The following is a 7,513-nucleotide window of genomic DNA, read 5'->3' on the forward strand; positions in this document are numbered from 1 at the left end:
CGAGTACACGCATGCGGGCCAAGAATGATCGCGCAGTGCGCATGACAACGTTGTCTACGTCTCGAGAGGCGCTCATTCCATGAGATGGACCCACTGGATTCGCGGTGCGGGGACGGCGGCCGCCACGGCCGCTCTCCTCGGCGGCGCCGTCGCCGCACCTGCCGCGGCGGACGGAGGGGGGCACACCGAGCGCGGTCGGCTCACCGATCTCGTCAACCCGTTCATCGGAACCGAGAACGAGGGCAACACCTACCCGGGCGCCGCGGTGCCGTTCGGCATGGTGCAGTTCTCGCCCGACACCGGGCACAACACCGGCTACGACTACTCGGAGACCCACATCAGGGGCTTCTCCACCGTCCACATCTCCGGCGTGGGCTGCGGCCTCGGCGGTGACCTCCCGGTGCTCCCGACGACCGGTGACATCACGTCGACCGACAACGCCACGTACGCCGCCGAGTTCAGCCACGACGACGAGAAGGCGAGCCCCGGCACCTACGAGGTCGGCCTCAAGACTGGCATCAAGGCCGAGCTGAGCGCCACCGAGCGCACCGGGGTGCAGCGCTACACCTTCCCCGCCACGGACAAGGCCAACGTCCTCATCAACGCGGGCCAGTCGCTCCACAAGACGGTGAACACCAAGGTCGAGATCCTCGACAACCGCACCGTACGCACGGCCATCACCGGCAGCGGCTTCTGCCAGGACACCAAGCCGTACACGGTGTACGCGATCACCCGCTTCGACCGGCCCTTCACCACCTCCGGCACCTGGAAGGGCGACACGGTCACCCAGGGGTCCACCACCTCGGCCGCCGGCGGCGAGCGCAACGGAGCCTTCGTACGCTTCGACACCTCCAAGGACCGCACCGTCGAGGCGACCACCGCGATCTCGTACGTGGACGCCAAGGGGGCCGCACTCAACCTCCGTGCCGAAGGCGGCCGTTCGTACGACCGTGTCGCACGTGCCGCTCAGGCCGCGTGGGAGGACCGCCTCGACGACGTCCGGGCGAAGGGCGGCAGTGAGACCCTGCGCCGGACCTTCTACTCGTCCCTGTACCGCTCGTTCCTCGCCCCGAACATCGGCAGCGACGTCGACGGCCGTTACACCGGCTGGGACCAGAAGATCCACCGCGCCAAGGGATTCACCTACTACCAGAACTGGTCGCTCTGGGACACCTACCGCACCCAGGCCCAGCTCCTGTCGCTGCTCGCCCCCCACGAGTCCCGTGACATGGCGATCTCCGTCATCAAGATCGACGAGGACAGCGGCTGGCTGCCCAAGTGGGGCTACGGCACGGTCGAGACGAACATCATGACGGGTGACCCCGTCACGCCGTTCCTCACCAACGCCTACCAGCAGGGGCTGCTCAAGGGGTACGAGAAGCAGGCGTACCGGGCGCTGAAGAAGAACGCCGACGGCGTGCCGCCGGCGGACTCCGCGCCCGTCGGCCGTGAGGCCAACAAGGAGTACCTCGCGGACGGTTTCGCGCCGTACATCAAGGACCGCGCCCATGTGAAGCCGGGTGACTCCGACTACGACCACGGTGCCTCCGCGACCCTGGAGTACGCGCTGTCCGACGCCATGCTCGGACAGATGGCGAAGGAACTGGGGCACGAGGACGACGCCGCACGGTATGCGGAGCGAGCGCAGAACTACCGGAAGATCTTCGACAGTTCGACCGGCTTCTTCCGCGCACGGGACGCGAACGGGGACTTCACCGGCCCCGTCGACCCGGCACAGAGCGAGGGCTTCCACGAGGGCACGTCCTGGCAGTACCAGTGGCTGGTCCCGCAGGACCTGCCCGGCATGGTCTCCCTGATCGGCGGCACCCAGGCCGCCAACGAGCGCCTCGACTCGTTCTTCGCCTACGGGCAGCTGCTTCAGGACCCGGCGAAGACCGCCCGCGAGGTATGGGTGAACGGGCCGTACGACTACTACAACGCGGACAAGTACAACCCGCAGAACGAGCCCGACCTGATCGCTCCCTACACCTACCTCTCCACCGGCCAGCCCTGGAAGACGACCGACGTGGTGCACGCCGCGCTCACGCTCTTCACGGACGCCCCGACCGGCATGACCGGGAACGACGACCTGGGGACGATGTCCGCCTGGAACGTCCTGTCCTCGATCGGGATCTTCCCGGTCCAGCCGGGCACCGACACCTGGGGCCTGTCGACCCCCGTCTTCGAGCGGGTCGACCTGACCCTCGACCGGCGCTACTACCCCAAGGGGAGCCTGACCGTGAAGGCTCCGGGGACCTCCGACTCGGCGCGCTACATCCAGTCGGCGAGTACGGACGGGACCGCGTACGGGAAGACCTACCTGACCACCGAGGACATCCGCGGAACGCGGAACCTGTCCTTCGAGGTCGGTTCGACGCCCTCGGCGTGGGGTACCTCGGCGGACGCGGCGCCGCCCGCCCTGAAGTAACGCCGCTCAACAACCCAGTCCGTGTACAGGACCCGTCCCTCTCAGGGGGCGGGTCCTCTCGTTCCGCGCCCCGCGTGAGCGACCCGGGCCGAGAGGGAGGCCGCTCGGCCCGGTACCAGGTTGTTGTCGACAGTGACCCGCTCGCCCTGGCTCATGCCCGGGCCCTGCTGAGTTCCACTGCGGATTCTTCGATGGCCTCGCCGGGCGGGTCCGGCACGGCCTCTGTCGCAGCTAAGAGGTTCAGCCGTTGAACCGGTCCGGGTCGAATCCTGTGCGCTCGTCGCGGTTCAGCGCGTTGATCTCGCCGATGTCCCCCTCCGTGAGCTCGAAGTCGAAGAGGTCGAAGTTCTCCTTGATGCGCCGCCGGGTCACCGACTTGGGGAACACGATGTCCCCACGCTGCAGGTGCCAGCGCAGGGTGACCTGCGCCGTCGACTTGCCGACCCGCTCCGCGATACGGGTGAGGGCCGGGTCGTCGAGCACCTTGCCCTGCGCGATCGGAGACCAGGCTTCGGTGGCGATGCCGTGTTCGGCACCGAAGGACCTGACGGCGTCCTGGGTGAGGTACGGATGCACCTCGATCTGGTTGACGGCGGGCACCACCACGCTGTTGTCCATCAGGCGGCGCAGGTGGTGAGGCTGGAAGTTCGAGACTCCGATGCTCTTGACCCGACCCGAACGGTAGATCTCCTCCAGGGCCTTCCAGGTCTCCACGAAATCGCCCTTGTCGGGCAGAGGCCAGTGGATGAGGAAGAGGTCCAGATAGTCCAGCCGCACCTTCTCCATCGTGCGCTCGAAGGCCTGGAGTGCGTCGTCGTACGCATGGGCGTCGTTGTCCAGCTTGCTGGTGACGAAGACGTCCGCCCGGTCGAGACCGGAGTCCAGGACCGCCTGGCCGACTTCCTTCTCGTTGCCGTACATCTGCGCCGTGTCGATGTGCCGGTAGCCGGCCTCCAGGGCCGCCAGCGTGGTCTCGCGGGTGTCTTCCGGAGGGATCTGGAAGACACCGAAACCGAGCTGGGGGATCTCCACACCGTTGTTGAGCGTGATGGCGGGTACAGCGGGCACGGGTGACTCCTTGTCGTCGGCTGTCGTCGGTGTTTCGGGTGCTCAGGGCGGAGGACGCGGATCCGCGCGACATGGAATGCTGCATTCCGCCCTCCCCGCGCCGTACCCGACTTCAAAGCGGGCAAACAGGTTTATATAGCCGAATAGTAATCTCGGTTCACTCTGGGCGCATGGGCCGCCACTCCCCGCATGCTTCCGCGAGTACCCGCGGAAGCACCCGGACCGGCCTGGGCGCGCAATGGGCGCCCAGACCGGTCCGCACCGTCAGGACGCCGACAGCTCGCCGCGGACCGTGCGGGCGGCGGCCACGAGGTTCTCCAGCGAGGCGCGCGTCTCCGGCCAGCCGCGGGTCTTGAGCCCGCAGTCCGGGTTGACCCACAGCCGTTCGGCCGGGATCGCCTTCAGACCGGTGCGGAGCAACTCCGCGGTTTCCTGGGTGCTCGGAACGCGGGGCGAGTGGATGTCGTACACGCCCGGCCCCGCTTCGCGCGGGTAGCCCTGCTCCGCCAGCTCGTGGGCGACCTGCATGTGGGAGCGGGCGGCCTCCAGGCTGATCACGTCGGCGTCGAGGTCGTCGATGGCCTGGACGATGTCGCCGAACTCGGCGTAACACATGTGGGTGTGGATCTGGGTGTCCGGCCGCACCCCGCTCGTGGTGAGCCGGAACGACTCCGTCGCCCAGGCCAGATAGGCGGGATGGCCGGCGGCGCGCAACGGCAGTGTTTCGCGCAGTGCCGGCTCGTCCACCTGGATGACGGAAGTCCCCGCGGACTCCAGGTCGTTCACCTCGTCGCGCAGGGCGAGGGCGACCTGACGGGCGGTTTCGCCGAGAGGCTGGTCATCGCGGACGAAGGACCAGGCGAGCATGGTGACCGGCCCCGTGAGCATGCCCTTGACCGGGCGATCGGTGAGGGACTGGGCGTACGTCGTCCAGGCCACCGTCATCGGCTCGGGGCGGGAGATGTCGCCGGCCAGGACCGGCGGGCGGACGTAGCGGGTGCCGTAGGACTGGACCCAGCCGTGCTGAGTGGCGAGGTAGCCGGTGAGCTGCTCCGCGAAGTACTGGACCATGTCGTTGCGTTCGGCCTCACCGTGCACCAGGACGTCCAGGCCGGTCTTCTCCTGGAAGGAGATCACCTCCTGGATCTCGGCCTTGACGCGCTCGTCGTACGCGGCCGCCTCGATGCGCCCGCTCCGCAGGTCGGCGCGGGCCGTGCGCAGTTCGGCGGTCTGCGGGAAGGAGCCGATGGTGGTCGTCGGCAGCAGCGGCAGGCCGAGGTGCGCGCGTTGGGCCGCGGATCGTTCGCCGTACGGCTGGGAGCGGTGGGCGTCGGCCTGCGTCACCGCCGCGGTCCGGGCGCGGACGGCAGGGTCGCGGGTGACGGGGGAGTGCGCACGGGATGCCAGGTCGGCCCGGTTCGCGGCGAGTTCGGCGGCGATGGCATCAACGCCCTGCACGAGGCCCTTGGCAAGAGTCGCGATCTCGGCGGTCTTCTGCCGGGCGAAGGCCAGCCAGCGCAGCACCTGAGGCTCGACGTCCCGTTCGGCGGCGGTGTCGAGGGGGACGTGCAGCAGGGAGCAGGAGGAGGCCACGTCGACCCGTCCGGCGAGCCCGAGCAGGGTCCCCAGCGTGGAGAGCGACTTCTCCAGGTCATTGATCCAGATGTTGCGGCCGTTGACGACCCCGGCGACCAGGCGCTTGCCCGGCAGCCCGCCGACTGCCGCCAGGGCGGCGAGATTCGCGGCGGCGGTCTCGGTGAAGTCCAGCGCGAGCCCGTCCACCGGTGCCTTGGCCAGGACGGCGAGGGCCTCGCCCAGTGGGCCGAAGTAGGAGGCGACGAGCAGCTTGGGCCGGTCGGTGAGCGTGCCGAGACCCCGGTAGATGCGCTCGACGGCGTTCAGTTCGGCCGGAGTGCGGTCCTGGACGAGTGCGGGCTCGTCGAGCTGTACCCACTCGGCCCCGGCCGCGCGCAGGTCGGCGAGGACCTCGGCGTACACCGGCAGCAGACGGTCCAGGAGCGTGAGGGGGTCGAAGTCCGCGGCCACACCGGGAGCGGGCTTGGCGAGGAGCAGGTAGGTGACCGGGCCGACGAGGACGGGCCGCGCGGTGAGCCCCAGGGCGACGGCCTCCTTGAGCTCGGCGACCTGCTTTGCGGAGTCCGCCGTGAAGACGGTGTCCGGGCCCAGCTCCGGGACCAGGTAGTGGTAGTTGGTGTCGAACCACTTGGTCATCTCCAGCGGTGCGACGTCCTGCGTACCGCGTGCCATCGCGAAGTAGCCGTCGAGCGGATCATTGGCGACCGCCTCCCGGTGGCGGCCGGGGACGGCTCCCACCATGACGGTGGTGTCCAGCACGTGGTCGTAGTAGGAGAAGTCCCCGGTCGGGACCTCGTCGATGCCGGCCTCGTCCAGCTGCTGCCAGTTGGTGCGGCGGATTTCAGCGGCGGTGGCGCGGAGGGCTTCGGCGGTGACCCGGCCCTTCCAGTAGCCCTCGACGGCCTTCTTGAGTTCCCGGTTCTGTCCCTGCCGGGGGTAGCCGTACACAGTGGACCGCGCTGCCGCGGTCGCGTGCTCGGTGGTCACGGAGATCTCCTTCGCGAGATGAATCCCTGAGATCCCGGAGACGGGACGAGAGCGCGAAGGGGTGACGTACCGGACGGAAGGCATCATGCGACGCGGTGATCCGCCTGGTATGTACGCCGACCCGCCCACGAGGTCACCGGGATGTCCGCGCGCGGTTCGTTCGCGCGCGGGCAGATGGCAGGTCTTCGGACTCGCGGGCACGTCCTCCATGAGGACACCTAATGGCCGTCGCTTCCCAGGCCCGGTTCGTCGGACCCAGTGCGTATGACGGCGGTCGTTCCCGCTCACCGCTGCGGGGCAGTCCCGGAATTACACCGGGTTCCCTCTTACGACGCATCCCGCCTGGCGGACGGGGCGAACCAGCTGCACCTACCAGCTTAGGGGGCCGTCCGAGGGCACGGTGCGTCAGGTCCAGCATGCGGATGGTGGAGGCGTGGGCTCACACAGGACCGGCATTCCGGGCCCAGACACGCTGAACGGTCCGGTAGTCGATCACTGTGATGCCCTCCTGGGCCACGACATCCCGGGCCTCCGGCGATGTCAGGAACTCGTAGTCCGTACGGCGCACGGGCCGGCCGTTGTCGAGAGCAGGGGACTCCCGGCTGCCGAGACCGGGATGGACGGCCCACTCACTGAGCCCGGCGGGCAGGTCGTGGAGCAGCCGGCCGTAGTGGGCTGCCTTGCCCTCGATCTCGAGGGAGAAGCTGTCCAGGAAGTCGTGGTCGACGACGGGCAGCCCCTGTTGCCGCATCGCCCGTAGCCCGGGCTCCAGCCAGACGCGCACGGCGAGGCCGTACTCCGCGGCCAGTCCTACGGTCAGGTCGAGGATGTCCTCGCGTCCCCCGTCGGCCAGGCAGTGGAAGTCCAGGTGGGTAGGCGTGAGCCCCGCATCGGCGACGGCGTCGATCTGTGCGCGGAATTCGGTCTCGACCTCGTCGGGCCGGGCACGGCCGAGCAGAGCGGCGCGCCCGCCGGGGGTCGGCTCGAAGAAGCTGCCGGAGGGGTCCAGCAGGGAAGGCACCTTCTCCGCAGGGGCCAGTGGCCCCCAAGGAAGGTGAGGTGTCTCGCACACCAGCGTGAGGTGGATACCGAACGGAATTCCGGGTCGTCGCCCGAGCAGCCGCATGGCGTCGGGCGCCGCCGGACACACGGTCATGAGGCTGCACGAAGCAGCGATCCCCTCTTCGATCGACTCGATCACCGCGGCGTTGATCCCGGGATGCATCCCGAAGTCGTCGCAGTTGACGATCAGCAGACGGGCATCGGGCGGGAACCCCAGGATCTGGTTCGACCGCATCGAGGCCGTCATGACCGAGGGTTCGACAGCTTCTCCATCCATGTCCGCAGTCTGGGCCACGGCCCGGCGACAGCGGACATGGATTTGCGTGCCGAGGGCCCTGGCCCGTCCCTCCCCGCAGTGGACGGGCCTGGACC

The 7,513-nt window shown here is 68.9% G+C and carries 4 protein-coding genes and 1 riboswitch; of the genes, 1 reads left to right on the plus strand and 3 read right to left on the minus strand.

The features are described from left to right. Positions 1 to 79: 79 nt before the first annotated feature. Positions 80 to 2,428 carry a GH92 family glycosyl hydrolase gene (locus ACFWFI_RS15970; protein WP_387389935.1) on the plus strand — a complete coding sequence of 783 codons (2,349 nt, stop codon included), beginning with the start codon at positions 80 to 82 and terminating at the stop codon, positions 2,426 to 2,428. 240 nt (positions 2,429 to 2,668) lie between these two features. Here ACFWFI_RS15970 and ACFWFI_RS15975 read toward each other — a convergent pair whose 3' ends face one another. The 3 genes from ACFWFI_RS15975 to ACFWFI_RS15985 form a co-directional block, all read right to left on the minus strand. After that, complete coding sequence (locus ACFWFI_RS15975; RefSeq protein ID WP_387389938.1) at positions 2,669 to 3,496, minus strand: aldo/keto reductase; 828 nt, start codon at positions 3,494 to 3,496, stop codon at positions 2,669 to 2,671. A gap of 264 nt (positions 3,497 to 3,760) precedes the next feature. Then, positions 3,761 to 6,079 (minus strand): 5-methyltetrahydropteroyltriglutamate--homocysteine S-methyltransferase, encoded by a 2,319-nt coding sequence (metE, locus tag ACFWFI_RS15980; RefSeq protein WP_387389940.1) that lies wholly within the window; start codon positions 6,077 to 6,079, stop codon positions 3,761 to 3,763. A gap of 158 nt (positions 6,080 to 6,237) precedes the next feature. Continuing rightward, positions 6,238 to 6,458: riboswitch (cobalamin riboswitch) on the minus strand. Between the two features lie 60 nt (positions 6,459 to 6,518). After that, positions 6,519 to 7,418 carry a polysaccharide deacetylase family protein gene (locus ACFWFI_RS15985; protein WP_387389943.1) on the minus strand — a complete coding sequence of 300 codons (900 nt, stop codon included), beginning with the start codon at positions 7,416 to 7,418 and terminating at the stop codon, positions 6,519 to 6,521. Between the last annotated feature and the right edge of the window lie 95 nt (positions 7,419 to 7,513).

It is taken from the genome of Streptomyces sp. NPDC060209 (genome assembly GCF_042728155.1).
Lineage (GTDB): Bacteria > Actinomycetota > Actinomycetes > Streptomycetales > Streptomycetaceae > Streptomyces.

What these genes read in the sequence shown, in the direction of transcription:
- ACFWFI_RS15970 (WP_387389935.1), top strand. Translation starts at nt 80, where the DNA reads ATGAGATGGACCCACTGGATTCGCGGTGCGGGGACGGCGGCCGCCACG.
- ACFWFI_RS15985 (WP_387389943.1), bottom strand. Translation starts at nt 7,418, where the DNA reads ATGGATGGAGAAGCTGTCGAACCCTCGGTCATGACGGCCTCGATGCGG.